Consider the following 24,349-nt stretch of genomic DNA (forward strand, 5'->3'; position numbering starts at 1 on the left):
TTTTCAGCGCCCTTGTGCGCATGCCGCAGCACAGCATGTCGGCGCCGGGCCGGCCGCCTGTCGCGTCGTTCTCCGGATTCTCCTCAAGCGTAGATCGAGCGGCGCGCGGCAGCGGGAAAACAGGCAGTCGATGAAGCGCATCGCCACGCCATGCGGCTGGCGCCCAATTGGTCCGCGCGGCGGCGCCGGCACCTTGAAACGATAGGCTTCGCCATCGGCGATCAGCACTCCCATTTCGCGCACGAACAGCCGCGGCGGCAGCCAGGCCGGCGAAGAGTCGCGCCTGGCTTTGTTCTTGCGCAGGACGGTGCCCTCGGCGGTATGCACGCTGGCGCGCTTTTCCGCAGCGGCCTTGCCGTTTGCCGGCTTTGCGGCCACTGGCTTGCGCATTGCCCGCTCCCCGGCGGCTTGCGTGGCGACCGGCGGCATCCCCCGGCCATTGGCAAAGCCGATCGCGCCCAGCATGGCGTTGCGGTGGACGATGCCGATAATGGCGTTGCGCGACACCGGGCTGCCGCGCAGCGCGCTGAACGCCGCCGCGATCCTCGAGGCCGAAAGCCCGTCCTTCAGCCAGCGGGCGATCTCTTGCAATTCGGCGTCGCTGTAGCTTGCCATGTCTAGGCTCCATCCAAGGGTGCGCCTTCGGCAGCACTTGAGAGAGCGCACCGTCGGCCAGGCGTCAGGGTTCGGGCCCGCTCGGGGGCACGGTCAGGGTGTTCGGTGCGAAAGCCGGCTCCGCGGGCCGGATCAGCCGGAGCGGATCGAATGCCCGGCGGTCAGGCGCGCCAGCCGCGCCTCGGCGGTCTTCCTGTCGGGGGCGGAAACCGCCCTGCCCATCATCGGCTCGAACAGGATGACGGTGCCGTCCTGCGTGCGGATGCAGGAGCGCGCGTAGGGACCGGCAGCGTGCCGATCGAATTGGGGGCCGGAGCCGCGGGGAGCGGCGGCTCCGGCCGTTCCGGCCGCCGGTGACAGGCGGGCCGGACCCGAGGCATCAAGGCGCTCGGGCTTCGCCCCGGCCAGGGAGGAGGACGGCCGGGACGGAAGGGAATGCGTGGCAACCTCAGTCGCCGGATGGGCCTCACAGAAGGCCGGCGCTTCGGCGCCATGAAAGCTGGACAGGTTATGCATGACCAGATATAAGCATAACTCAAAAGTAAATGCAAGCCATTCTTTCATAGACGAGAGCCGCTTTCATCGCTCACATGGGCGCCATGGCCAAAACGGAACTGTCGATCAAGGTCGGGGCGGCGATCCGCCAGGCGCGCAAGCAGCGCGGGCTGGTCATGCGCCACATTGCCGAGCACAACGACACCGATGTCGCCGCCGTCGGCAATTGGGAAACCGGCCGCAATCTGCCTAAGACCGAGAACCTGTTGAAGACCGCGGCCTTCCTGCGCGTCGACCCTGTAGCACTGGGCCAAGGGCAGGTCGTCTTCCTCGACGATGCCGGCCCGGTCGCCGATGCCGAGATCGTCACCGATGCCGGCCCGCTGCCCGCCGGCTCAATGGATATCGAGGTGCTGGGCGCCGCGGTCGGCGGCGATGATGGCGACTTCACCTTCAACGGCGAGCCGGCCGGTTACGTCCAGCGCCCGCCCGGCGTTCGCAACCTGCCAAAGGTGTTCGCGCTGCATGTGCTGAGCGACTCCATGGTGCCGCGCTACGAACCCGGCGACCTCATCTATTGCGGCGGCCGCGACGCGGTGCCCGGCGACCATGTCGTGATCGAGACGTTTCCGGAAGAAAACGAGCGCAACGGCAAGGCCTTCATCAAGAAGCTGGTCAAGCGCACGGCGGGCGAGCTGGTGGTCGAGCAGTACAATCCGCCGAAGACGCTGACCTTCAACCGCTACGCGATCAAGCATGTCTGGCGGGTTATACCGCTGAAGGAATTGCTGGGGTATTGAGGAGCGCTTCTTCCCTTCTCCCCTTGTGGGGTTGAGCGACCGGTTCGCGAAGCGAATTCATCGTGCCAGTGGCACGATGAAAGGTCGGCGAACGCCGGGACGCTGCGAAGCAGCGGGGACCCGGCAGGTGGATCGTGCTCCACCCCGCCCTTCGCAGGCTCAGGGCGTTCGAACCTCGAAAAGCCAAGCAATTGGCTTTTCGTCCGCTAACGCGGACCGCTTCTCACCCCACAAGGGGAGAAGGAAAAACCAGCGCCGGCGCTCCCCCTCAAGCCCGCCTCGACTCCTCCACCAACACCTCGCGGTCGCTCAGCATCTGCGCTTCGCTGCGCACGCGCTGGCGCTCGTCGATGAACGCCGCCTGGATCGACACCGCCGTGCCCGGCAGCCCGTCGGCGCGGCAGGCCGAGCAGACGATGCGCCCCGACAAGGAGGCCAGCGGCGTGTTGCCATTCACCCCGAACCGCTTCAGCTGGTCGGGCCGCCACCACCTGTTGCGGCCGCAATCGGCGCATTCGACCGAGATTGAGGCGACCTGCGCGATTACTGCTTCCTTGCCCGGTAATACCATCGCCCCTGCTCGCCTTTTGTTCGTGATTTGTTCTTATATTCCTGCGTTTCGAGCCAGGAGTCGAGTCGCCGTTTTAACACTTTCCCAAAAGTTTCCCTTCTGCACGTTTTGAGTTATGCTTATATATACTCGCAAATATGAGTCGGCAGGGAATTCGCCGCATCAGACCCGGGAGCAGTGATGGATGCCGCCGATTTCGCCCGCGCCTGCGGTTACACCGGCGACAGCCCTGCTTTGCTCGAAGCCTTCCAGGCGATCCGCCGCAACGGCATTGCGCAGGCCCGCCACGACCATTTCAGGCGCAAGGCCGTTATCGACGCGTTGAAGCAGTCGGAGCTGCTGTTCCTGGCCGCGATCGACCCGGCGCTGTCTGCGGAAGAAGCCATCGAGGACACCGCCCGCTTCATCGCCTGCTGGCGCAACATGCCGCGCTGGCGCCAGGAGCGTCGCCTGCCCGACCTCGTCAGGGCAAGGCAGCAGCGTCTTGTAGCGCGCTTCTTCCGCCGCTACGGCCACCGCCTGTGGGCGCGCGATGCGGCCTGAGGCGCTTCGCATCTTGACCACCCGGCTGGCCTGGCGCCGCGCCGGCCCTGATTCCGTCGGATTGCTGCGCTGATTGGTGCTTCGAAAACCAGGGAAGGACCACCATGAATCGCTTTGTTCTCGCCGCCCTGTGGGTGATGGCGTTTGGCTTGTCCGCCCACGCCGCCGGCGACAGCACGACCGGGCTTGCCGACACCACGGTGCTGATCGTGCGCCATGGCGAAAAGCCCGACAGCGGCCCCGGCCTGTCGCCCGCAGGCGAAGCCCGCGCGCAAGCCTATGTCGCCTATTTCCAGCCCTTCATGCTCGACGGCACACCGTTCCGGCCCGACATGCTGGTGGCCAGCGCCGATTCCAAAAACAGCGCGCGCGAACGACTGACGCTGACGCCGCTCAGCCAGGCCCTGAAATTGCCGATCGACCAGCGCTTCGCCGACCACGAAGTCCAGAACCTGGTCGCCGCGCTGTCGACCGAAAGCCACGGCAAGTCGATCCTGATCGCCTGGCATCACGGCCAGCTGGCCAAACTCATCAAGGCCTTCGGCGCCGACCCCAAGACGCTGCTGCCGAACGGCAAATGGCCTGACGATGTCTTCAACTGGGTGGTGGTGCTGCGCTTTGATCATGGCGGGCAGCTGGTGCCGGATTCGGCGCGGGTGATTGAGGAGAAGCTGCCGGGGTGAAATGGATTTCGGCTGGCGCGAGGCACCCCCCTCTGGCCTGCCGGCCATCTCCCCCGCAAGGAGGGAGATTGGCAGTTTCAGCCTTGTGGCTCTTCCTGCAACGTTAGCGCTTAGCGAAGGCCGTCATGACATCCGATCTCCCCCCTTGCGGGGGAGATGTCCGGCAGGACAGAGGGGGGTGCCTGGGCGCAAACCTCTCCTCACCTTCGCACCCTCGACTTCAGCCAGCGATCAAACGCCACCGCCAGGATCAGGATCAGCCCGATCACGATGCTCTGCGTGTAGGACGACACATTGTTGAACTGCAGCCCGTTCTGCAGCACGCCGATGAGCGCCGCACCCACCACTGTGCCGCCGACCGAGCCGATGCCGCCGAACAGCGAGGTGCCGCCGATGACGACGGCCGAAATCACCGTCAGTTCGTAGCCGATGCCGGCAACCGCTTCGGACGAATTCAGCCGCGCCGACAGCACGAAGGCGGCAAGGCCGGCGAAGAAGCCGACGATGACATAGACCGAGACCAGGATGCGGTCGACGCGCAGGCCTGACAACCGTGCGGCCTCGGCATTGCCGCCGACGGCATAGACGGCGCGGCCATAGCGCGTGTAGCGCAGCACGATGTGGCACAGGATGGCGGCAATGGCGAAGATGATCGCCGGCACCGGCACCGGGCCGATCAGGCCGGTGCCGAACCAGCGCATCGAGGCGTCGAAGCCCGAGATCGGGCCGCCATTGGAGATGGTCAGCGTCAGCCCGCGAAACACCGTCAGCCCGCCCAGCGTGACGACGAAGGGCGGCACTTTCAGCCTGGTGATGGCAAGCCCCTGCACGCCACCGGCCGCAGCGCCGACAATGACGGCGGCGAGCAGTGCCGCGAACCAGCCATAGCCTTGCGTGCCTGACGTCGACAGCGACAGTGTGTTGGCGGTGCCGCCCTTGGCGACGACGGCGGCGACCATGCCGCAGAAGGCGAGCAGCGAGCCGACCGACAGGTCGATGCCGGCGGTGAGGATAACGAAGGTCATGCCGAGCGCGATCAGCCCGGTGATCGAGATCTGCCGCGTGATGTTGAACAAATTGATCGGATCCATGAAGCTTGGCTTCAGCACGGTGAAAACGACGATCAGCGCCGCCAGGAACAGCAGCGGCCCGAAACTCATCAACAGCCGGGCGAAATTGATGCCGCCACGCTCGCTCTGTTCCGTCACGCTCATCGTGCCTGCCTCTCGTCCTGTGGCTTCCTGTCGAGCGCCATCAGTTCCATCAATCGTTCCTCGTTCGCCTCGACGCCCGGCATCTCGCCGGTGATGCGGCCCCGCCGCATGGTGACGATGCGGTCCGACACTGCCAGCACTTCGGGCAGTTCGGACGAGATCATCATCACCGCAATGCCGCGCGCCGCAAGCTGTACCAGAATCTGGTGCACCTCCGCCTTGGCACCGACATCGACGCCGCGCGTCGGCTCGTCGACGATCAGCACTTTTGGATCGCGCGCCAGCCAGCGCGCCAGGATCACCTTCTGCTGGTTGCCGCCCGACAGGCCCTCGATCGCCTGCTCGGCCGAGGCCATGCGGATCGACAGCATCTTTCTGAAACCCGACAGCGCATCGCGCTCGCGCCGCTCGGCCATGAAGCCAAAACCGTTGCTGAAGCGCCCGAGCGAGGCGACCGAGAAATTCGGCAGGATGCCTAGCGCGGCAAAGATCGCTTGGTGCTTGCGGTCTTCCGGCACCAGGCCGATGCCGAGCGCGATCGCATCGGCCGGCGAGGCCGGGGCGATCTGTTTGCCGTCGAGCGTGATGGTGCCCGCCGCGATCCGGTCGGCGCCGAAAATGGCGCGCGCCAGCTCGGTGCGGCCGGAGCCGACGAGGCCGGCAACGCCGAGGATTTCACCGGCCTTGAGATCGATGTCGACACCGTCGAGCACGATGGCATGCGGCGCCTCCGGATCGCGCACGGTGCGCAGACCGCGCACCGACAGCACGACATCGCCGGCGACGGCACGCTGCGCCGGCCGCGCGTAAAGTTCGGAGGCAGCGCGGCCGACCATCTTCTCGATGATCCGCGGCAATTGGATCGGCCCGCCCTGGCGGTCGAGATGGCCGGCCAGCCGGCCGTCGCGCAGCACCGTCATGCGGTCGCAGATGGCGGACGCCTCCTCCAGCCGGTGAGTGACGAACATGATGGCGACCTTGTCCTGGCGCAGCCGGTCCATGATCGACAGCAGCCGCTGCACCTCGGTCTCGGTCAGCGCCGAGGTCGGCTCGTCCATGATGATCAGCCGGCTCTTCAGCGACAGCGCGCGGGCAATCTCGACCAGCTGCTGTTCGGCCACCGACAGCGCCGACACCGGCGTCATCGGGTCGATGGAAAGGCCGACGCGGGCGATGATTTCTCGCGACGACGCCTCCATCCGCCGCCAGTTGACCAGCCCGAGCGGCCCGACCGGCGCGCGGCCGATGAAGATATTCTCCGCCACCGTCAGCGTCGGGATCAGGCTGAGCTCCTGGTAGATGGTGACGATGCCGAGCCGCTTGGCATCCTGCGGGCTCGATGGCGCGTAGTCGGCGCCATCGAAAGTGATGCGCCCGCTGGACGGCGGCATGACGCCCGACAGGATTTTCAAGAGCGTCGATTTGCCGGCGCCGTTTTCGCCCAGCAGGCCGAGGATTTCGCCGGGGCGGATGTCGAGCGAGACGTCGCTCAGCGCGGTGACGCCGGAAAAATGCTTGGTGACGCCCTCGACGGCGAGCAGGACGGGTGCGGCTTCAGCCAATGATTGCTTCCTCGATGCGGTTCATGCTGGTCCCGTCGCGCTTGAACACCCCCCTCTGTCCTGCCGGACATCTCCCCCGCAAGGGGGGAGATCGGCAGTGTCTTTGACGGCGCTTGTCCTGCAACGTTTTGGCGAAAGCAGAATGAACAGCCAATCTCCCCCCTTGCGGGGGAGATGCCCGGCAGGGCAGAGGGGGGTGCTGTCCCGCCGGCCTCTCCAATCCCCTACTTCGTCTCGCTCAACCTCTCCGCCTTATCAAGATTGTCCTTGCCGATGACGATCGGCGTCAACAGCACCAGCTTCTCCTTCGGCTCGGTCTTGTTCTTGGCGTAGGCGACCGCGATCTGCACGGCGGTGCGCGACTGCTGGCCGGGGAACTGTTCGACCGTGCCGGCGAGCTTGCCGTCGCGCACGGCAACCAGCGCCTCGGGCAGCGCGTCGAAACCGTAGATCTTGACGTCGGTGAAGTTGCGCGCAGCACACGCTTCGAGCGCGCCGAGCGCCATGTCGTCATTGGCGCAGATGATGGCGTCCGGCTTGCCGTTGGCGGCAAGGCCGGCTTCGGTCACCGACAGCGCTTCGGCCCGCGCAAAGTTGGCGGTCTGCTCGAAGATGATCTGGTACTTGTCCTTCAGCGGATCGAGCACATTGTGCACGCCCTTGTTGCGGTCGATCGCAGGTCCCGCACCCGGCTGGCCCTGCAGATGGAACAGCTTGGCGCCATTGGGGAACGCCGCCACCATGGCCTGCGCCTCGGCCTCGCCGCCCTTGACATTGTCGGCGCCGACATGGGCCAGAATGCCCTCGACGCCGTCGACGCGGCGGTCGATCGTCACCACCGGAACGCCGGCCTTGACCGCTTCCTCGATGGCCGGCGCCAGCGCGTTGACGTCGAGCGGCGAGATGACGATAGCGTTGACCTTCTGCACAAGTGCGGCCTCGATATCCGCGGTCTGCTTGGTGGCCGAGTTCTGGCCGTCGCTTTCGGTCAGGTTGACGCCCTGGGCTGCGGCTTCCGCCTTGATCTCGTTCAGCATGTGCACGAAGAACGGAAAGCCGAGATTGGGCACCGAGCCCAGTATGGTGAGCTTGTCCTCGGCGAATGCCGAAGGCGCGGCCAGCATCATCGCGCCCGCCGCCACGGACGTCATCAGGAATTCGCGTCTGTTCATGGTTGATCCTCCTCCACAGAGACGCATAATCCCCAAGACCGGGATCGGTCCTGAGAAGGGATCATGCGTCGGTTCAAAGTGTTGGAGCATCCTCCGTGCGCAAGACAGCGCATGCCGCTCCAGCTGATATCCGTTGCAAAAACTGCCTCCCATCGGCATCAGCAAATGGATGCTAACCCAGGGTCAACCATTTGTGCAACATCGATATAACAGTGTTTGATGGCCAATTATCGGAATTGTCGGAATTTTGACCGAGCCGGCCTGTCCGGCTTCCATTCTCCGGCCACGGCCCTAGTTTGAACCACGCCCAGCCCATCTCCGGAGAATTGCATGAAGCCGCGCATCATCTGCCATATGCTCGCCTCGCTCGACGGCAGCCTGCATCCGAGCCGCTACACCACGAGCCCGGACGGGACCCGGGCGGAGTGGTCAAGCCTCTACGAGCAGATCCACGGCGATCTCGAAGGTGACGGCTGGATCGTCGGCCGTGTCACCATGGCGGAGATGAGCAAGGCCGGCGCGCACCCGCCGGCGCAATTCGGCAAGGTCGAGCGGCCGCACCATTTCGCCCAACGCGATGCGGGCAGCTTTGCCGTGGCGCTCGATGCCTCGGGCAAGCTCCACTTTGCCAAGCCCGATGTCGGCGGCGACCATGTCGTGGTGCTGCTCGGGCACGGCGTCTCCGACAGCCATCTGGCCGAGCTGGCCGCCGACGGCGTGTCCTACATCGTGTCGGAAACGGCTGATATCGACCTCGCCGCGGTGCTCGATGTGCTGGCGCAAGAACTCGGCATAAGCCGGCTGCTGCTCGAAGGCGGCGCCGGCATCAACGGCTCCTTCTTCGCAGCCGGGCTTGTCGACGAACTCAGCCTGCTCGTCGCGCCCGCGCTCGATGCGCGGGCGGCAAACCAGGGTTTTGCCGAGTTCGGCGAAAGCGGCCTGGCGGGCAAGATGCAGTTGTCGCTGACAAGCTGCGAAACCCTCGCACATGGGCTCATCCATCTGCGCTACGCCGTCAGCCCCTGCTGAAGCCCGCTTTGTCAGCGCCTCAATATCGCATGGCGTCGAGATCGGCGATCAGCGTCGGGCCGGTCGGATGCCAGCCGAGCCGTGCCTGGGTCAGCGCGCTGGAGGCCGGCAGGTCCATCGGCGCGAACATCGCCATCCAGCCGAAATGCTCCGCCGCCTTTTCCGGCGCGATGGAAACGACCGGCAATTTCAGCCCTCGGCCGAGCGCCTCGGCGATGGCACGCACCTCGACGCCTTCCTCGCCGACCGCGTGGTAGCGCGCGCCGGGCTGGCGCTTTTCCACTGCAAGCCGGTAAAGCCGCGCCGCGTCGAGAAGATGCCCAGCAGAAAAGCGGTTGCTGCCTTCGCCGACATAGGCCGAAACACCTTTTTCACGCGCGATCTCGATCAGCGGCGTGATCAGCCCCTGCTTGACCGGATTGTGGACCTGCGGCAGGCGCACCACGGACACGTTGACGCCAGCCTCCAGCAAGGCATTTCCGGCGAGTTCCGAGGCGATGCGCGGATTGGGATGGCTGGCGTTGAAGACGTCCTCGACCGCCGGCTGGCCGTGGCCGGGGCTGCCCATGCCGACGCCTGATGTGATCACCAGCGGCCGGTCGGATCCGGCAAGGGCGGCGCCGAGGGCGGCGATCACGCGCTTGTCCTTTTCGCAGTTCTCGGCAAAGCGCGAAAAATCATGATCGAAGGCGGTGTGGATCACGGCGTCCGCCTTGGCCGCGCCGTCGCGCAGACCGTCTGGCTCTTCAAGGGTTCCCCGATGCACCTCGGCGCCGGCGGCGGTGAGTGCCTCGGCGCCGGCATCGGAGCGGGTGACGCCGACCACCTGATGGCCGGCCTGGATGAGTTCGGGAACGATGGCCGAGCCGATGAAACCGGTCGCGCCGGTGAGAAAGATACGCATGCAAAATCTCCTGCAGTTGCCTGCGTAATATCGACGGTCTATTATTCCATTAAAGTAGTGATCTTATCATGGTATAATTGCTAACAGGATGGCGACAGAATGCCCACCAATTCCCCCGGCACGCTCGCTGCCTTCCTGAAGGACCGGCGCACCCGGCTCGATCCCTCTTCGTTCGGCTTCTCCGGCCGCCGGCGCACGCCGGGGCTGCGCCGCGAAGAGGTCGCCCAGCGCGCCAACATCAGCCCGACCTGGTACACCTGGCTGGAACAGGGCCGTGGCGGCGCGCCTTCGGCCGATGTGCTGAACCGCATCGCCAAGGGACTGCTTTTGACCGAGGCGGAGCGCGAACATCTCTTCATGCTCGGGCTCGGGCGCCCGCCCGAGGTCCGTTACCGGGGCGACGAAGGCGTCAGCCCGCGGCTGCAGCGCCTCATCGACACGCTCGATGCCAGCCCTGCCTTGATCAAGACCGCGACCTGGGACGTCGTTGCCTGGAACCGCGCCGCCGAGATCGTGCTGACCGATTATGGCAGCATCCCCGCCGGCCGACGCAACGTCCTGCGCTTCATGTTCCTGACGCCCCACATCCGCGCCAAGCAGCACGATTGGCAAAACCTCGCCCGTTTCGTGGTCGGCGCCTTCCGCGCCGATGCGGCGCGCGCCGGCGCGGTCTCCGAGGTCACCCAGTTGGTGGACGAACTGTGCAGCGGCAGCGCCGAGTTCGCTGAGTTGTGGCAGGAGAACGACGTGCTCGCCCATGGCGACGGAACAAAGCGCCTGAAGCACCCGGAACTGGGTGACATCGAGCTGGAATACTCATCCTTCGCGGTCGACGGCAGACCGGATTTGAACCTGACCGTCTACAACCCGATCGACAGCAAGGTCGCCGACCGTATCCGCGCGTTGGCTAGAGCAATTCCAGGAAAAAGTGTGAACGGTTTTCCGTCCGGAATTGCGTAAAAAAAGGACTTAGAGCGGTTCGCCGTTTCCGTGAAACGGTGAACTGTTCTAAGCGCCCCAGGGAGTGAAGACCGGCGTCGCTGCGATGGCGGCCGTCCTTGCCCAGCGCCGCTCGCACACCGCCTTCAGGATCTGCAAGGTCGGCCCCCAATAGAGATCGGCATGCGGGCGGATCGCCGGCTCGGCGAAATCGCTGAGCGTCAGCGTCAGCAGCGTTCCCCCATCCGCCGGCGCCAGGGCGAAGCTGACCAGCGTGTGGTTTTCCGGCATATCCGCCAGCCGCGAGGCCGACAGCGTGCTCCAATTGCTGTAGGCGAAACTCTTCTCGGGCTCGAAGGCGCGGACGGTGCCATGGTTCTCGAATGGCATGCCATGCAGCAGCCCACGGATCACGATCGCGCCGCCCTCATGTCCCTCCAGGCTGACGGTCAGCTCTTCGTCCGACATCCATTGCGGGATCATTTCGGGTGCCGTCAGCACCCGCCAGAGCTTGGCCGGCGCGGCGCCAATGGCAACGGTCTTGACGATTGGTTCGGAGGGATCGGTCATGGCGCGCTTTGGGCTGATGGCTCGGGCGCCAGCACCAGCCCGATCTCCTGCGCCGCCCGCGCGGCATGGCGGCGCACGGTGGCAAGGTCGAGCATGCTGTAGCTGGTCGCTACATAGGGCACGGTGAGTGCCGCGACCGAATGGCCGAACGGCCCGATGACCGGAAAGGCAAGATCGATGACGCCCGGCTGCAACCCGTCCGCCACCTCCTCGTGGCCGGCAGCACGGATGCGGGCAAGCGCGCGCTCGACATCGGCCTTTTCATCAGGGATGCCAGAGGCTTGCAGCCATTGATTGACTCTGTCCTGCGGCTGGAACGCCATCAGCGTGCGGCCGGTGGCGGTGGCAAACAGCGGAAACTCGGCACCGACGCGCACGCGGAAACCGAACGCCGCCGGACTTTCCACCTGCGCCAGGATCAGCACCCGTCCAGCATTGTGGACGCCGAGATTGCAGGATTGCTGGATGGCGTCCGACAGCCGCCGCATCGACGGCAGCGCCGCCTGGACGAGGCCGCGCAACGGCTCGTGCCGGTGCGCCAGTTCGAACAGGCGCGGCGACAGGAAATAGAGTCCGGCCGGGCGATCGCGAAAAATGTAGCCGCGCCGCTCCAGCGCCTGCAGCACGCGGTAGATCTGGTGGATCGAGCGGCCGACCGCTTCGGAAATCTGGCCCTGGTTCAGCCCGTCCTTCTGCTCGGCCAGCAGTTCGATGATGTCGAACGCCTTTTCCAGGGCCGGTACCGAATAGTCCGGCGCGTCAGCAATTTTGCCAGCCATGCAGCTTTCCAGGATCAGAATCAGGAATTGTGGGCAAGTATAGTCAGCATGCCGCCCCCATCGTAGCCATCATCAGCCGGGCGATGCGCCGGTTGATGTCGTCGGGCACCGGCTGCGCGCCCGCCGCCAGCCCCTCGCCTTTCAGTACCCGCTCCAGCGACAGCGCCTGCAGCATGAAGCCGATATCCATGGATTCGATCGAATTGCCCTTCGGCTCGACGCCGGCAAGGTTGAACATGCGCCCTTCGGCGACGAGGATGACATGGCGGCCATTGGCGAGGTCGAGACGCCGCAAGGTACCGTCCAGATCGGTGGTGCCGGTCGTCATGGCGGCGAGACCCTCGGTGTCGATCTCCCACGGAAAGTGCCCGGAATTGGCCAGCACCGCGCCATCCTGCATGGCGGCGATCGCCTCGGCCGGCAGCACGCCGGCCCGACCTGTGGCGGTGATGAACACCTGCGCCCACGGTGCCAGTTCCGCCAGCGGCGCCACCCGGTAGCCGTCGAGGGCCGCCTCCAGCGCCTTGATCTCGTCGACCTCGACGACCGCCACGCGGCCGCCGAGCGCCCGCAAATATTGGGCGATGCCGCGCCCGCACCAGCCATAGCCGATGATGCAGAAGCGGCGGCCGGGGATCATCAGATTGGTGACACGCATGAAGCTTTCGACCACCGACTGGCCGACCGCGTGCTTGTTCTCGCCGATCGCCTTCAGTGGGCTGTCATTGATGACGATGGAGGGGAACGGCACCTTGCCGGCCAGCTCGCCGCGCAGCCGGTCGCCGCCCGACGTCGTCTCCTCGGTGCCGCCCAGGATGGACGCCGCCCTGCCGCGTTCGACAATGCCGGCGGCAAGGTCAGCGCCATTGTCGAGCAGCATGTCGGGCTGTGCGTCCAGCACGCGCGCCAGATTGGCATGATGGTCGGCGAGCGTATCGGCGCGGCGGCCGAACACGCCGATGCCCTGGCTCTGCAGGAAGGCGACGACATCGTCCTGCGTCGAACCGTGATTGCCGGTGCCGATTATCTCGGCGCCGCCTTCGGCCAGCACTTCGAGCAGCACCGCCGTCTTCGGCTCGATATGCAGCGACATGCCGATGCGCTTGCCGGCGAAAGGGCGGCTGGCGCGGAACTCCTCACGCAGCGTGGCCAGCATCGCCATGCGCGAGCGGATCCAGGCGACACGGCCGCGGCCGCGCTCGATCAGTTCCGCATTCGCCGGATTGACCTGGGTCATTCAAAGTCTCCAACACATACAAAAAAGTTTTTTGCATATGACGGGATGCACGGAAGATCGTCAAGCCCCGGCGCTTGGGGCGTCATTCGCGCAAGGCGTGCCTGATTACTGCGAATGCGGGGAGGCCATTGCCGTTCCGAGCGGCGCCGCGTTCGGCGCGGCCGGATCGGTCGCGCCACCTATTTGACCCCTGCGCGATTGCCGGCTGATCAGCGCGACGGCGGTGAAGGCCGTGATGCCGAACAGACCGACCACGACATTCAGCCACAAGGCCGGGAAAACGCCGAGGCCCGATATCATCAAGGTGAGGCCGAACGGGGCGAAGGCGGAACTGAACTGCCGCGCCGCCGTGATCCACCCGACATAGGAACCGTAGCGTTCATGGCCGAACAGTTCGAGCGGCAGCGTGCCGCCGACGATGCTCATCAGGCCCGAGCCGAAGCCGAAAAGCACGGCAAACAGCATGGCGCCGGGAACCGAGGGCGCCACCAGCAGCAGCACCGCAAGGCCGCCGGCCAATGCTGCGGTCGCGCCGAGCGCCAGCGATGTCTGTGTCAGGCCCCGGCCGAACAGCATGTTGACCAGCCGGCTCGCCACTTGCGACGGGCCAAACAGGCTTGCGACCAGCACCGAGGCTCCGCCGAGACCGACCATGCTGAGCAGCGGCACCATCTGCACGAGAACAGCCGAAAGCATGAAGCCTTCTATGGCAAATCCGGTCAGCACCAGCATGAACAGCGGCGACCATCGCTGGCCGGACGCGGGGCCAGACATGCCTGATGTGACCGGAACGATCCTCTCCCGGGCCTTGCCGGTGCGGCCGGAAAGCCGGGCCAGCCACCAATGGATCGGCAGGCAGACAAAGGCGTTGAGCGCGGCAAAGAGAACGAGAACCTCGCGCCAGCCAAGATGCTGGTGCAGCAGCGTCGTCAGGGGCCAGAACAGGGTCGAGGCGAAGCCAGCGATCAAGGTGAGATGAGTGATGCCGCGGCCCGCGCCGCCGAGTTGCACGATGGCGACGAAGGCCGTGCTGTAAAGGACGAAGCAGGAGGCGAGCTCCATGGCCAGCACGCCGAAGGCAAAGCCGGCACGTCCCGGCGCCAGCGCGCATAAAAGCAGCGCCCCCGCCGCCGCCAACGATCCCAGCACCATCAGGCGCCCTGCCCCGACACGGTCCGCGAGGTTGCCCGCGAACGGCGCCAGGATGGCGCTTGCCAAGAGCGACACCGACAGCACGGCGAACACCCATTGCTGCGACCAGGCGAGCTCCGCCGCCACCGCCGGCGCCAGGATGCTGTAGCTGTAATAGAGCGTGCCATAGCCGATGATCTGGGTGGCACCCAGCGCCCAGATGGCCGAGGCAGGGATCTTGCCGTCGCTCACGCGGCGGCTTCCATCTTGCCGGTGCAGCCGCAACCGCTTTTGCCGGCGGCCTTGGCGTCGGCATCCGCGACGCAGCAGGCATCGATCGCCGCCGGCGCCGGCCCGCCGCAACAACCCTGCGATGCGCGGCCTGCCGGCACGGTGCAGACACCGGTTTCGGGCAGCACCAGTTGCACCGCATCGGCCGCCGCCATGTCGCCGGCGATCGCCGCCGCGACCGAGCGGACCTGCTCGTAGCCGGTCAACAGCAGGAAAGTCGGCGCACGGCCATAGCTCTTGATGCCAACCGTGTAGAAACCGGGTTCCGGATGGCCGAGCTCGCGATGGCCGTGCGGCGGCACGTCGCCGCAGGAATGCTCGTTGGGATCGATGAGCGGACCGAGCGCCTTGACGCTTTCCAACCACGGATCGAGATCGAGCCTGAGCTCCCGGGTCAGCGACAGGTCAGGGCGCTGACCGGTCGCGGCGATGATGCGGTCGACGGGGCCAAGTTGAGCCAAGCCCTCCTCGCTTTGCCCCTCGACGATCAGCCGACCCTCATGCTCTCGGATCGCAAGCGTCGCAAAGCCCGTCGCCAGCCTGACGCGGCCGCTTTCGGCGAGGTCGCGCACATCGGCGCCGAGTTCGCCGCGCGCCGGCAGTTGGTCGGCGTCGCCGCCACCATAGATGCGCACGAGGTCGGTTCCACGCACCGCCCAGATGAAGGCCGTGCCGGGCTCGGCCTCCGCCAGGCTGGCAAGGTCGAGCAAGGCGTTGGCCGCTGAGTGGCCGGAACCGGCAACCAGTGTCGTGCGGCCGGCATAGAGCGTGCGGTCGCGACCCAGGACATCCGGAATGCCGTAGGCGATGCGACCAGCGAATTCCGCCTCGCCCTCCGCCGCGATACCGCCGGCGCCGAGCGGATTGGGCGTGCGCCATGTCCCCGAGGCGTCGATGACGGCCCGGGCGCTGTCACGCCTGATACCATCGGCGGTTTCGACGACGAGCATGAAGGGCCGCGTCGCGCGCTCACTGCCGCGCACTTTGTCGGCGCCCCAGCGCGATATGGCGACGACACGCGCATTGGTTTCGATCGCCGGCGCAAGTTCCGGCAGATTGGCGAGCGGTTCGAGATAATCCGCGACGAGTTCATCGGCTGTCGGAAACGCTTCCGCGTCCGGCATCTGCCAACCATGGCTTTCGAGCAGCCGGCCGGCCGCCTTGTCGACGCAATAGCGCCAGGGCGTGAACACGCGGACATGGCCCCAATCGCGCAAATTGGCCGCGACACCGCTGCCGGCCTCATAGAGCTTTACCGGCAGGCCCCGGGCCAAGAGATGAACGGCGGCCGCCAGGCCAACCGGGCCGGCGCCGATGACAGCGATGGGCAGATCGTTTTGTGTGGCCATAGCTTCTATCCTTCCAGTATTATCGAAATAACAGGCAAAAAATTATGCGGCCGCGTCACCAGCCGCCGGATTGCAAGCCACATCGGCGCAGCATTCGTCGGCCAGGAAGCCGATGAGGTCGTTCATCATGGGATAGTTGGCGCGGCAGATCAGCGTCGTCGCCTGCCGCTCCTGGCTGACCAGCCCGGTCAGGATCAGCCGGTGCAGATGGTGCGACAGCGTCGAGGCGGCGATGCCGAGGCTCTCCTGCAGGAAGCCGACCGGCCGGCCCGCCTCGCCGGCCCGGACCAGGATGCGATAGAGATTCAACCGCGTCGGATTGCCGAGCGCTTCCAACTGCTTCGCTGCTTGTTCGAGTTTCATGGAAATAACATGCCGCCAGCGACAAGAGTCGTCAAGCCTTATTTCGAAAAATACCGAAATAGGACTCAGATGACCTGCTTGCCGCCGGCATCGACGACGACCTCGCCGTCCTCCTTGATGAACGGGCCGATATCCGGGTTGGGCAGGATATCGAGCACCGCTTCCGATGGCCGGGCGAGCACGACGCCGAGCGGCGTCACCACGATCGGCCGGTTGATCAGGATCGGATGCGCCAGCATGAAATCAAGAATCTCGTCGTCGCTCCATTTGGCATCGCCAAGGCCGAGTTCCGCATAGGGCGTGCCCTTCTCGCGCAGCAGGTCGCGCGGGGTCATCGCCATCGCCTCGATCAGTTCGACGAGTTTTTCGCGCGACGGCGGTGTCTTCAGATATTCGATCACCTCCGGTTCCTCGCCGGACTGGCGGATGATCGCCAGCGTGTTGCGCGACGTGCCACAGGCCGGGTTGTGATAGATGGTGATGGTCATTGCGGTGTCCTTTCGCGAGACGCGGTGTTGCGGACGGCGGCCCCCTGTTCGTACCAACCCCTGCTTCGGTTCACGATCCACACCACGGAAAGCATGACGGGAACTTCGATCAGCACACCCACAACGGTTGCCAGTGCCGCACCCGAATTCAGCCCGAAAAGCGCGATCGCGGCTGCGACCGCCAGTTCGAAGAAATTCGATGCACCGATCAGGGCCGATGGTCCGGCCACGCAATGCCGCTCACCGGAGAGCCGGTTGAGCATATAGGCCAGACCGGAGTTGAAATAGACCTGGATCAGGATCGGTACCGCCAGCAGCGCGATCACCATCGGCTGGGCGATGATCTGCTCGCCCTGGAAACCGAACAAGAGCATCAGCGTCGCCAGCAGGGCAATCAGCGACAAGGGCTGCAATGCTGCCAGCAGCGCATCGAGCCCGCCTTGCCCCTTAGCCGCCAGCAACCGCCAGCGAACCAGTTGGGCAACGAGCACCGGCAGGACGATGTAAAGGGCAACCGATAGCACCAGCGTGCCCCATGGCACGGTGATCGCCGACAGCCCAAGCAGCAGGCCGACGATGGGCGCGAAGGCAACGATCATGATCGCGTCGTTGAGCGCCACCTGCGACAGCGTGAAGTTCGGCTCGCCGCGCGTAAGGTTCGACCAGACGAACACCATGGCCGTGCAAGGTGCGGCTGCAAGAATGATCAACCCGGCTATGTAGGAATCGATTTGCGCGGCTGGCAACCAGGACCGGAACAGCCAGCCGATGAAGAGCCAGCCCAGCAGCGCCATGGAAAACGGCTTCACCGCCCAGTTGATGAACAGCGTGACCCCGATCCCTCGCCAATACGTGCCGACGCCGGCCAACGAGGCGAAATCGACACGCAGCAGCATCGGCACGATCATCAGCCAGATCAGCACGGCGACGGGGATGTTGACCTTGGCGATTTCGGCGGACGCGATCGCGCCGAACACCCCCGGCAGCAGATGGCCGAGGGCAACACCAGCGACGATGCACAGCGCCACCCACACCGTGAGGTATTTTTCGACGAAGCCGATGCTCGGCCGCGCCGTTTCACCGGCATTCAGAATGTGATCTGACATTGTGATTCCTCCAGGCTCAGCCTGCCTTGGGCAGGTTGCGGCCGATCTCGTCCAGTCGCTTCCGCAGGGCGAACCGACCACCTCAACATTTGCAGGTCATCGCCTGGATGATCGGCTGGCAAAGCTCCGGCGCGCCGTTGCAGCAATCCTCCATCAGATAGGCCAGCAGATCGCGAAATCCGGTCATGTCGGCCGTGTAGCGGATGCTGCGCCCGTCGCGTTCGGCATGCACCAGCCCGGCCTGGCCGAGTATCTTCAGATGCGCCGACATGGTGTTCTGCACCGTGCCCAGCCTTGTGGCGATCTCGCCGGCCGGCACACCCTCGGCCCCGGCCCGGACCAGAAGCCGGAACACCTCCAGCCTGGTTTCCTGGCCGAGTGCTGCGAGCGCCAGCAATGCTGTTGTCTTGTCCATAAATCCATATATCCAGATTTATGGATTAATAGCAACCGACGATGACATCGATATGACAGCCAGGGCTCACGCTTTGCGCTGGGAACCCGTCGAGCGTGGTTCGCTGAGATGCGGGCGCCAGCCATGCACGCGGTCGCGCCCCGCGGCCTTGGCGCCGTAAAGCGCCTCGTCGGCGCGCCGCAGCAGATCGGCGATCTCGATATCAGCACTGCCGTCGAAGGTGCCGACCCCGATGCTGACGGTCACGACGCCCTTTTCGCTGCCGGCATGCGCAAGCCCGAGCTCGCGCACCTTGCCCCGCAGCGTTTCGGCGATGACGAAGGCGCCCCGCGCGTCGGTTTCGGGCAGGACGATCGCGAACTCCTCGCCGCCATAGCGGGCCGCCGCGTCGGCCGGCCGCCGCGCCGTCGCCTCGATGCAGCGGCTGACGGCGCGCAGGCATTCATCGCCCGCCGGATGGCCATACTGGTCGTTGAAGCGCTTGAACCAGTCGACATCGATGATGAGCAGGCTGAGCGGCGTGATGTTGCGCCGGCCGCGGGCGAATTCGCGCGCCAGCGCGTCGTCGAAGGCGCGCCGCGTCAACAGTTCGGTCAACCCGTCGCGGTGCGCCAGCAGGTTCAGCTTCTCGTTGGCGGCCAGCAGTTCGGCCTCGATCTGCTTGGCCTCGGTGATGTCGGAAAACACGCTGAGGCTGCCGCCATCGCCGGTCGGACGGGTCCGCACATCCAGCCAGCGCCCGTCGGCAAGCCGCACCTGGCGGTGGCTGGCCTGCGTCTGCAAGACCATGATGTCGGCGATCCAGTCCTCGGCCGCGTCGGGCGGCGTGACGCTTTCGCCGCGTGCAACCGAGGCGCGCAAGATGTCGCGGTGGTTTGAACCCGGCACCCTGATGTCGGCGGTCTTCGGAAACAGCGCGCGGTACTGGGCGTTGCACAGCATCAGCCTGCCGTCGGGGTCGAACATCACCAGGCCGTCGGCCATATGCGTCAGCGCGTCTCCGAGCCTGGCCTGGCTTTCCGCCAGTTCGGTCTCCAGTTGCTTGCGCTGGGTGATGTCGCGATTGTGCGTGATCAGGCCGATGACGGCCCCGGTCCTGTCGCGAAACGGCGCCTTCAGCGTCGCCAGCCAGGCATCGGTGCCGTCCTCATGGTGCAGGCGCTGCTCGATGGTGGTGGAGACGCCCGATGCCAACACCGCAAGCTCGTCCGCGCGGAATTCCTGCGCCGTTTCCCGGGGATAAAAATCGAAATCCGTCTTGCCGATCAGCGCCTTCGCGTTTGCCGCCTGCATCAGTTCGGCCGTTGCCGGATTGGCGGCGATGAACCGCCCGTCGAGATCCTTGACGTTGAGGCAATCGGGCAGCGTCTCGACAACGGCCTTGAAGATGCGCCTCGACTGCAGCGCTTCCAGGCGCCGCCGCTCCTGGTAGATCGCCAGCCCCGACATCGCCACGGAGACAAAGATGAGCAGGCTGGAGGGGAACACCACTTTTGGCAGGACCGTCTCGATAATGGACCGCGGCAGGACACTAAGGCCAAGCAGCGAACCGCACGCGGCCGCCGCACCCAGGATCATGATATCGCGCATGGTGGGGGCGCGGCCCCTCAGCGCAAGATTGCCGGCAATGCCGATCAGCATGGTGGCCGCGATCCCGACCGCGCCGGCGAAGGCGCCGATGCCACCCTCGAAAACCCGGAAGGCGCCGGCCATGACGCCGGCGACAATGCCGGCAACAGGACCACCGAAGAAGCCGGCAACCGCAATCATCGTCGCCCGGAGATCGACCATGACGCCCGGCTGCAACTGCATCGGCGTCAGCATCAGGATGATGGCGCCGGCGCCCATCAGCAGGCCGAAGGCCGCAGCCTTTACAACGGCCGGCCTGCGATCCAGCCACACATGCGTGTGGATCCAGACCGAAACGAACATCGCAACGACCGCAAGATTGGCCAGCAATTCGGACCAGGGCGAACCCATGCTTCACACGTCCATCGCACGTCGGCCATGCGCGACGCGGCCCCCGTGGATACGCCGGGCAAGGAAACAAAGCGTTACGGACCGGCTTTGGATTGTTTGGAATATGGTTTCCCTGGGATAGCCGGGATCACCACCGACCGGCTGCAGCTTTGCGCGACGACATGCATTCCAGCATGAGAACAGACACTTAAGCGCGCCGGTTGAATCTGTTTCGACCCGGCAGTTTGACGCTCGCGGCAGGGATTACCCGTGCCGTTCGCACCGGTTCTGCTCGCACCGGCATCAGCAATCGAACCCACTAATCAGTGTTGATAGTCGCTGACACTGGCCAGCTTTGCTCGCCGCCGGGTTGTTAATTATTACGAACACCACTCAACGAAATTCCCCAGGGAACGTCGCGGCCGGACGCGAGTTGTACCAGCGCAATCCAATCCCCGGAGGACAGTTTATGGCCAAGCGTCAAGAGCAACAGACGGATCTGACTCCAGCCGAGGCGACTGATCGCATCTGGCAGCTCGCCAAGGAAATCGACGTCTGCATGTTTGTGACGTGGGACGGCGAATACAATCGAGCCAGGCCGCTCTCCGCGCGCGTGTTCCGCGAAGAAAACGCCATCTACTTTCTCGTGAATGACGACAGTGCCAAGAACAAACAGCTGTCGAAATATCCGAAGGTTACGTTGGCCTGGAGTGACAGCAGTCACTACAAATACGTCACTATCTCCGGTGCTGCCGCAGTGAACAATGACAGGAAAAAAATCGCCGAGTTGTGGGAGAAGACTGACGCGGCATGGTGGGACAACGCCGAGGATCCCGAAATTCGTCTGATAACGGTCACACCTGACGAGGGCGAACTGTGGGACAGCCCAGGACTGATCGTGGCAACTGCAAAGATGGTGTTTGCGGCTGTCACCGGTTCCAAGCCGAATGTGGGCGACAATGCCAAGGTCGATCTCTGAAAAGATAGACCGCTATCACTTGTCGGAGCCACATATGTGCGATCCCGCGACGACGCCGTTGCAGGTTGCTGGGGGGCAGTTGCCGGGGAAAATGGACGAGTTCGGCCAGGATACCCCCTCGGTCAGGCGGGTCAGCCGGCAGAGCATGCGGCACTTTTCGTCCTGCTTGGTTAGGGCGAAATTACTTATACCGATGGAAGCGTATTTGGTGCCAATGGCGGCACAGGCGCAATCTGAACGCAGGTAAGAGTGCCTGCGACGCCAATGGAATTTCAATCAAGGCTCGATAGCCAGTGAGCTCGACAACTCGCGATAGGCTTCGATCTGCTTCTGCAATGTCGCGATCTTCTGCTCAGCCGTGGCGATGGCATCGGCGCCGGCCAGGAAGCGCCGGGGAAGCGCGGCCTCCTTGTCCAGCGTGATCAGGGCCTGCGCCAGTTTTGCGGGGTCGCCGCCCTGTGTGCTGTTCGCACCGGTCCAGAAGGCCTCCTGCTGCGCACGGCGCGCGCTGTAGTCCGCGATCGCGAGATCGGCATACTGGGTCGATTCCTCGGTGAGAAGTTCGGTGCGGAAGAAGCCTGGATTGACGATCATTGTCTCGATCCCGAACGGCGAGACCTCGACCTGCAGCGCTTCCATCCAGCCGTCGAGACCGAACTTGGACGCCGAATAGGCGGTGCAGAATTCGTAACCCATAAGGCCCGCCGTCGATGAGATCGAGATGATCCTGCCCGATCCCTGCTTGCGCATCGCGGGCAGAAAAGCGCGGGTGACATTCATCGGGCCGACAAGGCTCGTGGCCAGTTGCAGGTCCATCTGCCGAGGCGACAGTTCCTCGAAATAGCCGGCCTGGAAGCTGGCCGCGTTGTTGACCAGGACGTCGATGCGGCCAAAGCGTTCGATGGTGGCCTTGGCAGCCGTTTGCGCGTCGGCGCTGCTGGTGACGTCCAGCTTGACCACCAGAAGCCTGTCCGATTGACCGACCGCCTTCGCCACCTTGTCCGTATTGCGGCCGGTAGCGACCACCTGATGGCCGGCGGCGAGCGCTGCCCTGGCAATATGCAGGCCCATGCCTCGCCCGGCGCCCGTGATGAACCAAACTTTGCTCATGTTCCGAAATCCCTTCGTTGATGGGGCTAATGCATGTCGCCCAAAAGTGACCTCGGTTTTGGGACGACGACATGCATAAAAACAAAGACCTAAAGCGTGTCGCATGAATCCGTTTCGACGCGACGCGCTTTAGGTAGCCCCTGCTACGAAACGGGATTAGATGGTATTATCGGCATGAACCTAGAAATGGGATTGATGAATGCGAAGGCAGAATGTGAACGACCTTCTGGCCTTCATCGCGGTCGCCCGTGAGCAGAGTTTCACCAGGGCGGCTGCCAGGCTCGGCGTATCGCAGTCTGCCTTGAGCTATACGATCCGCACCCTGGAGGAGCGGCTTGGCCTCCGAGTTCTGACCCGCACGACCCGCAGCGTCGCCCTGACGGAGGCCGGCGAGAGGCTTCTAAGCAGCATCGGACCAAGGTTCGATGAAATCGAACGCGACATCCAGGCATTGGGGGAAATGCGCGACAAGCCGGCCGGCACGGTCAGGATCAATTCCGTCGAGCACGCCGCTGAAACCATCCTCTGGCCGGCCATGGCTCGGTTGCTGCCCAACTACCCGGATGTGAACGTCGAGATCATTTCGGACTATGGTTTGATCGACATCGTGGCGGAACGCTACGACGCCGGCGTGCGACTTGGCGAACAGGTGGACAAGGACATGATCGCGATGCGCATCGGTCCTGATTTCCAACAGGCGGTGGTTGGCGCACCGGCTTACTTCGAAGGCCGGGCGCTCCCGGGCACGCCGCAGGACCTCACCGAGCACCAGTGCATCAACATGCGTCTGCCGACGCATGGCGGTTTCTATATCTGGGAATTTCGCAACGATGACCGCGAATTGAAGGCCCGCGTCCAGGGTCGCGCCGTGTTCAATTCCATAAGCCTGATACGACAAGCGGCGCTCGACGGATTGGGGCTTGCCTATCTGCCGTTGGACGTGGTCGAGCCTGATATCACCGCCGGCCGGCTGCTGCGCGTCCTGGACGACTGGTGCACACCACGCCCGGGCTATCACCTCTACTATCCGGGCCGCCGCCAGCCTTCACCGGCCTTCGCTCTCGTTCTCGAGGCGCTTCGCCACCATTCCACACCTCAACCCCAGCGCATCGTGCCGACAAAATCGATGAAGGCGCGCAGCGGCGCCGGTGTCAGGCGGCGGCCGGGGTAGTAGAGGAACGGGCCGGAAAACTCCTGCCACCACGGCTCGAGCACCGGTTCCAGCCGGCCATCGTCGAAATAGGGGCGCAGCCAGTCCTCGAACAGCGAGACGATGCCGCCGCCGGCGATCGACACCTCGAGCGCCAGCGCCATGGCCGTGCCGGTGCTGACCAGCAGCGGGCCGGTCGGTTCGACGCTCACCACCTCGCCGTCGCGTTCGAATTCCCAGGGCGGCGTCAGGCCACTGGCGAAGCGTCCGCGCAGGCAGGCGTGATCGAGCAGGTCGCGCGGGTGCTCGGGCCGGCCATGCCGGTCGAGATAGGCCGGTGCGGCGGCAGTGGCGTAGTGCTGCCGGCGAGGGCCGATCGGCACCGCGATCATGTCCTGCTCCAGCCGCTCTTCATAGCGGATGCCGGCGTCGCAGCCGCTCGCCAGTATGTCGACGAAACTGTCCTCGGCGGTCACTTCGACCCTGATGTCGGGATAGGCGGCAAGGAAAGGCGGCAACAGTCGCGGCAGCACCAGTTTCGCCGCGACGACGGGCACGTTGAGCCGCAGCGTGCCGGCCGGGCGGCCGCGAAAGCCATTGACCACGTCGAGCGCCGCCTCGACTTCGCCAAGCGCCGGGCCGAGCCGTTCCAGCAGCCGCGCGCCGGCCTCGGTGGGTGCGACGCTGCGCGTCGTGCGGTTGAGGAGCCGAACGCCGAGCCCGGTCTCCAGCCGCCGCACCGTCTCCGAGAGGCTGGAGGCGCTGACGCTGCTCACCCTGGCCGCCTCGCGAAAACCGCCGGCGCGCGCCACCGCCATGAATGCCTGGAGGTCGCCGAGATCCGTTGCCATTGTTCGCCCTTCCGCACAGGGTGTACCGATTGCACCATATTATC

At 65.0% G+C, this 24,349-nt stretch carries 25 protein-coding genes and 2 pseudogenes; 7 read left to right on the forward strand and 20 right to left on the reverse strand.

Features of this window, described 5'->3' with window-relative positions; genetic code table 11:
- Window positions 1-3: 3 nt before the first annotated feature.
- Both AC1DX4_RS24315 and AC1DX4_RS24320 read right to left on the reverse strand, forming a co-directional pair.
- The gene (locus tag AC1DX4_RS24315; protein ID WP_477222719.1) at window positions 4-615 is read right to left on the reverse strand and encodes a GcrA family cell cycle regulator; all 612 of its coding nucleotides are present in this window, start codon (window positions 613-615) and stop codon (window positions 4-6) included.
- A gap of 132 nt (window positions 616-747) precedes the next feature.
- Window positions 748-1,131, reverse strand: coding sequence for a hypothetical protein (locus AC1DX4_RS24320; RefSeq protein WP_477222720.1), 384 nt, complete (start codon window positions 1,129-1,131; stop codon window positions 748-750).
- Window positions 1,132-1,205: 74 nt separating this feature from the next.
- Here AC1DX4_RS24320 and AC1DX4_RS24325 point away from each other — a divergent pair, with 74 nt between their 5' ends.
- The gene (locus AC1DX4_RS24325; RefSeq protein ID WP_477222721.1) at window positions 1,206-1,910 is read left to right on the forward strand and encodes an XRE family transcriptional regulator; all 705 of its coding nucleotides are present in this window, start codon (window positions 1,206-1,208) and stop codon (window positions 1,908-1,910) included.
- Between the two features lie 268 nt (window positions 1,911-2,178).
- Here AC1DX4_RS24325 and AC1DX4_RS24330 read toward each other — a convergent pair whose 3' ends face one another.
- Window positions 2,179-2,481: a hypothetical protein gene (locus AC1DX4_RS24330; RefSeq protein ID WP_477222722.1), complete on the reverse strand. Its 303-nt coding sequence runs from the start codon at window positions 2,479-2,481 to the stop codon at window positions 2,179-2,181.
- Window positions 2,482-2,661: 180 nt separating this feature from the next.
- Between AC1DX4_RS24330 and AC1DX4_RS24335 the strand changes: the two genes are divergently transcribed.
- On the forward strand, window positions 2,662-3,024 hold the full coding sequence (locus tag AC1DX4_RS24335; protein WP_477222723.1) for a hypothetical protein: 363 nt from the start codon (window positions 2,662-2,664) through the stop codon (window positions 3,022-3,024).
- A gap of 104 nt (window positions 3,025-3,128) precedes the next feature.
- Window positions 3,129-3,707 carry a flagellar basal body-associated protein FliL gene (locus AC1DX4_RS24340; protein WP_477222724.1) on the forward strand — a complete coding sequence of 193 codons (579 nt, stop codon included), beginning with the start codon at window positions 3,129-3,131 and terminating at the stop codon, window positions 3,705-3,707.
- Window positions 3,708-3,907: 200 nt separating this feature from the next.
- On the opposite strand, the gene AC1DX4_RS24345 is transcribed toward AC1DX4_RS24340, so the two are convergent.
- From AC1DX4_RS24345 to AC1DX4_RS24360, 4 genes and pseudogenes are all read right to left on the reverse strand, one after another.
- The gene (locus AC1DX4_RS24345) at window positions 3,908-4,921 is read right to left on the reverse strand and encodes an ABC transporter permease (protein WP_477222725.1); all 1,014 of its coding nucleotides are present in this window, start codon (window positions 4,919-4,921) and stop codon (window positions 3,908-3,910) included.
- A complete protein-coding gene (locus AC1DX4_RS24350) occupies window positions 4,918-5,979 on the reverse strand; it encodes a sugar ABC transporter ATP-binding protein (RefSeq protein ID WP_477222947.1) in 1,062 nt (353 codons plus the stop codon). The genes AC1DX4_RS24345 and AC1DX4_RS24350 overlap by 4 nt, the downstream gene beginning before the upstream one ends.
- Window positions 5,974-6,402, reverse strand: a pseudogene (locus AC1DX4_RS24355) (ATP-binding cassette domain-containing protein); the annotation flags it as partial. The gene AC1DX4_RS24350 and the pseudogene AC1DX4_RS24355, both read right to left, overlap by 6 nt.
- Window positions 6,403-6,707: 305 nt before the next feature.
- The gene (locus AC1DX4_RS24360; protein ID WP_475459377.1) at window positions 6,708-7,655 is read right to left on the reverse strand and encodes a substrate-binding domain-containing protein; all 948 of its coding nucleotides are present in this window, start codon (window positions 7,653-7,655) and stop codon (window positions 6,708-6,710) included.
- Window positions 7,656-7,985: 330 nt separating this feature from the next.
- On the opposite strand from AC1DX4_RS24360, the gene AC1DX4_RS24365 reads away from it, so the two are divergent.
- Window positions 7,986-8,684 (forward strand): RibD family protein, encoded by a 699-nt coding sequence (locus AC1DX4_RS24365; RefSeq protein WP_477222726.1) that lies wholly within the window; start codon window positions 7,986-7,988, stop codon window positions 8,682-8,684.
- 19 nt (window positions 8,685-8,703) lie between these two features.
- Here the strand turns inward: AC1DX4_RS24365 and AC1DX4_RS24370 are convergent, their stop codons facing one another.
- The gene (locus tag AC1DX4_RS24370) at window positions 8,704-9,588 is read right to left on the reverse strand and encodes an SDR family oxidoreductase (protein ID WP_477222727.1); all 885 of its coding nucleotides are present in this window, start codon (window positions 9,586-9,588) and stop codon (window positions 8,704-8,706) included.
- A 99-nt stretch (window positions 9,589-9,687) separates the two neighbouring features.
- Between AC1DX4_RS24370 and AC1DX4_RS24375 the strand changes: the two genes are divergently transcribed.
- Window positions 9,688-10,548 (forward strand): helix-turn-helix transcriptional regulator, encoded by an 861-nt coding sequence (locus tag AC1DX4_RS24375; RefSeq protein ID WP_477222728.1) that lies wholly within the window; start codon window positions 9,688-9,690, stop codon window positions 10,546-10,548.
- A gap of 48 nt (window positions 10,549-10,596) precedes the next feature.
- On the opposite strand, the gene AC1DX4_RS24380 is transcribed toward AC1DX4_RS24375, so the two are convergent.
- The 10 genes from AC1DX4_RS24380 to AC1DX4_RS24425 form a co-directional block, all read right to left on the reverse strand.
- Entirely contained in the window at window positions 10,597-11,097 is a 501-nt protein-coding gene (locus AC1DX4_RS24380) for an SRPBCC family protein (protein WP_477222729.1), read from the reverse strand.
- Complete coding sequence (locus AC1DX4_RS24385; RefSeq protein ID WP_477222730.1) at window positions 11,094-11,876, reverse strand: IclR family transcriptional regulator; 783 nt, start codon at window positions 11,874-11,876, stop codon at window positions 11,094-11,096. Before AC1DX4_RS24385 ends, AC1DX4_RS24380 begins: the two co-directional genes overlap by 4 nt.
- Window positions 11,877-11,919: 43 nt before the next feature.
- A complete protein-coding gene (locus tag AC1DX4_RS24390; protein ID WP_477222731.1) occupies window positions 11,920-13,113 on the reverse strand; it encodes an adenosylhomocysteinase in 1,194 nt (397 codons plus the stop codon).
- 105 nt (window positions 13,114-13,218) lie between these two features.
- Entirely contained in the window at window positions 13,219-14,496 is a 1,278-nt protein-coding gene (arsK, locus tag AC1DX4_RS24395) for an arsenite efflux MFS transporter ArsK (RefSeq protein ID WP_477222732.1), read from the reverse strand.
- On the reverse strand, window positions 14,493-15,884 hold the full coding sequence (locus tag AC1DX4_RS24400) for an NAD(P)-binding protein (protein ID WP_477222733.1): 1,392 nt from the start codon (window positions 15,882-15,884) through the stop codon (window positions 14,493-14,495). The genes arsK and AC1DX4_RS24400 overlap by 4 nt, the downstream gene beginning before the upstream one ends.
- Before the next feature lie 42 nt (window positions 15,885-15,926).
- The gene (locus AC1DX4_RS24405) at window positions 15,927-16,247 is read right to left on the reverse strand and encodes an ArsR/SmtB family transcription factor (RefSeq protein WP_477222734.1); all 321 of its coding nucleotides are present in this window, start codon (window positions 16,245-16,247) and stop codon (window positions 15,927-15,929) included.
- Between the two features lie 65 nt (window positions 16,248-16,312).
- Window positions 16,313-16,735, reverse strand: a complete 423-nt coding sequence (arsC, locus tag AC1DX4_RS24410) for an arsenate reductase (glutaredoxin) (protein WP_477222735.1) — start codon at window positions 16,733-16,735, stop codon at window positions 16,313-16,315.
- The gene (arsB, locus tag AC1DX4_RS24415) at window positions 16,732-17,841 is read right to left on the reverse strand and encodes an ACR3 family arsenite efflux transporter (RefSeq protein WP_477222736.1); all 1,110 of its coding nucleotides are present in this window, start codon (window positions 17,839-17,841) and stop codon (window positions 16,732-16,734) included. Before arsB ends, arsC begins: the two co-directional genes overlap by 4 nt.
- Window positions 17,842-17,923: 82 nt before the next feature.
- Window positions 17,924-18,256 carry an ArsR/SmtB family transcription factor gene (locus tag AC1DX4_RS24420; RefSeq protein ID WP_477222737.1) on the reverse strand — a complete coding sequence of 111 codons (333 nt, stop codon included), beginning with the start codon at window positions 18,254-18,256 and terminating at the stop codon, window positions 17,924-17,926.
- Window positions 18,257-18,322: 66 nt separating this feature from the next.
- Window positions 18,323-20,236: a diguanylate cyclase gene (locus tag AC1DX4_RS24425; protein WP_477222738.1), complete on the reverse strand. Its 1,914-nt coding sequence runs from the start codon at window positions 20,234-20,236 to the stop codon at window positions 18,323-18,325.
- Between the two features lie 448 nt (window positions 20,237-20,684).
- Between AC1DX4_RS24425 and AC1DX4_RS24430 the strand changes: the two genes are divergently transcribed.
- Window positions 20,685-21,194, forward strand: a complete 510-nt coding sequence (locus tag AC1DX4_RS24430; protein WP_477222739.1) for a pyridoxamine 5'-phosphate oxidase family protein — start codon at window positions 20,685-20,687, stop codon at window positions 21,192-21,194.
- A 276-nt stretch (window positions 21,195-21,470) separates the two neighbouring features.
- Here the strand turns inward: AC1DX4_RS24430 and AC1DX4_RS24435 are convergent, their stop codons facing one another.
- Complete coding sequence (locus tag AC1DX4_RS24435) at window positions 21,471-22,304, reverse strand: SDR family oxidoreductase (protein WP_477222740.1); 834 nt, start codon at window positions 22,302-22,304, stop codon at window positions 21,471-21,473.
- 199 nt (window positions 22,305-22,503) lie between these two features.
- Here AC1DX4_RS24435 and AC1DX4_RS24440 point away from each other — a divergent pair.
- Window positions 22,504-23,388: pseudogene (locus AC1DX4_RS24440) on the forward strand (LysR family transcriptional regulator); the annotation flags it as partial.
- Between the two features lie 11 nt (window positions 23,389-23,399).
- Here the strand turns inward: AC1DX4_RS24440 and AC1DX4_RS24445 are convergent.
- Entirely contained in the window at window positions 23,400-24,305 is a 906-nt protein-coding gene (locus tag AC1DX4_RS24445; protein ID WP_477222741.1) for a LysR family transcriptional regulator, read from the reverse strand.
- Between the last annotated feature and the right edge of the window lie 44 nt (window positions 24,306-24,349).

It is taken from the genome of Mesorhizobium sp. P3_A8 (genome assembly GCF_056402995.1).